The following is a 1815-nucleotide window of genomic DNA, read 5'->3' as shown; positions in this document are numbered from 1 at the left end:
GGTCCTACGCAAGGCCTGGGCGCTCGTGACGCTGGCGAAACGCCGCGCGCAGGAGGACGAAGCGTGGGATGGGCTGGAGGTCTTCGACATGCTCGGCGGCTGGCAGGGCACAGGCGCGAGGCGCCGTAATAGCGAGCGACGTGCGAACAGGAAACAGCCGCAGCGCCAGACGTCATGAGCCCAGGTCGGGCTCGGGATTCCAGGTTTCCATCGCGGTGGCGAACCGAATGCGGATGCGGCCGCTGAACCGGCAGTTGGACAGAAACATGTGAGGATGCCGCGACGTTCGGCTCGTCACGGCGCTACGGGAATGACAAAGGCTACTCTGTCACTTCAGGAGATTCGCCTTGTCTGCCCCTGCCCCTTCCTTCGCCTGGTCCCATCTCGCCGGGCGCGAAGTCTCGACCTCGTCGGAAGAGTGGCGGCACGAATGCGAGATCGCCTATCTGCTGGCGATGCCGACCGCGAAGCGCAACACCTTCCTCGATGGCGTTCCCGGCTCGACCGATCGCGAAGAGCGCGGCATCAAGGGCGTCCGCGGCGAGGCGGCGGTGGCCAAGCTTCGCGCCGAAATCATCCGCCTGCACGGTCTCAAGAACAAGACCTAAAGCATCGGCCCGAAAAGTGGATTGCGGTTTTCGGGAAAGCCGAAGCAATCACAGATCGTTAGATCACGCCGCATTTGGACGAAATCGTCAAAATGCAGAAAACATGATCGACACCAATGGTTCAGGGCATGCTCAGTGCGAAAGACCGTTGCCGCTTGTTCGCAGCATGCTCGGGCGGCGCGGCCCGTCGCCGCTCGTCTCAGCCGTCATTCGACGAGTTGAGATCCTCGGTCTTCAGCGTGTCATCGCCGACGAGGCCCGCGGCCTGGCGCAGCGCGTCGTTGACGCGGTCCTGCCAGCCTGGTCCGCCGCTCTGGAAATGATCGAGGACATCGCGGTCGATCCGCAGCGTCACCATCTCCTTGGCGCCGGGAAGCGCCGGCCGCTTCTCGATCACGGGTGGCGCTTTCGGCGCGGCCGGCTTGAACAGGGCTTCGGCCTGGTCGCGGGCGCTGGTCGGCCGGCGCGGTCTGTCGTGGTTCATGATGCGTCCCTGCTCTTGCTGCGGGCTTTCCTGACGACGTCAGGCTCGTTGGTCAATCGCTCGCGGCGTTCCGTCTTCTCTGCCGTGCTTGCGTCCATCTCGCTCATGGCGTGGTCCGCCGCGCGTGCGGCGCGGGCCCGCACCGTGCTGGCGCTGACCTTGAGCGAGGCATGTGACGCTGTCGGGACAGTTGTGGGCACAAAGCCCTTCCGCAGCCGCACGCCGGCCCCCTCGCCATTCTCGGCGATGAAGATGACGCCGGCTTCGGACAAGGCGGCCTGCATCTTCTCGACGCTGCTCATCCTTGCATCCTGRCCCGCCTCGAAACGGTTGACGGTATTGACGCCGACACCGGCCTTCTGCGCCAGCTCGGGCATGCTCCAGTTCAGGGCCGCACGGGCCATTCGGCATTGATATGATTTCATATGGTGATATTATCACCATATACGATTATTATCAAGTATGTTTGATGAGTGCACTCGCAGCCGGGTCTCTGGTTGGAAGGAACACCGTCGAAAAACAGGGAGCGCCCCGCAGCGCGCTCCCTTCTGCGTCAGTCCGTCTGTGTCCGAACCTGCCAGGCCATCGGACTTCCCGTGCCAGCATCGGCTGTCCCGAAAACCGGAAACCACTTTTCGGGCCGATGAACCTTTGCTGCCGGCATCGGCTGGCCCGAAAACCGGAAACCACTTTTCGGGCCGATGCCTTAGATAAACAGCGGAT

The 1815-nt window shown here is 63.2% G+C and carries 3 protein-coding genes; 1 reads left to right on the top strand and 2 read right to left on the bottom strand.

Going from position 1 to position 1815, the window contains the following annotated elements:
• Positions 1-347 precede the first annotated feature (347 nt).
• Positions 348-608 (top strand): DUF7696 family protein, encoded by a 261-nt coding sequence (locus tag AC1DRP_RS36430; RefSeq protein ID WP_113518572.1) that lies wholly within the window; start codon positions 348-350, stop codon positions 606-608.
• A gap of 199 nt (positions 609-807) precedes the next feature.
• Here the strand turns inward: AC1DRP_RS36430 and AC1DRP_RS36425 are convergent, their stop codons facing one another.
• Together AC1DRP_RS36425 and AC1DRP_RS36420 are read right to left on the bottom strand one after the other, a co-directional pair.
• Entirely contained in the window at positions 808-1092 is a 285-nt protein-coding gene (locus tag AC1DRP_RS36425) for a BrnA antitoxin family protein (protein WP_441506888.1), read from the bottom strand.
• Positions 1089-1496 (bottom strand): helix-turn-helix domain-containing protein, encoded by a 408-nt coding sequence (locus AC1DRP_RS36420; RefSeq protein ID WP_441506889.1) that lies wholly within the window; start codon positions 1494-1496, stop codon positions 1089-1091. The genes AC1DRP_RS36425 and AC1DRP_RS36420 overlap by 4 nt, the downstream gene beginning before the upstream one ends.
• Positions 1497-1815 lie beyond the last annotated feature (319 nt).

It is taken from the genome of Allobosea sp. 01N443, from assembly GCF_056399325.1.
This window is presented reverse-complemented; position numbering and strand designations above follow the sequence as displayed.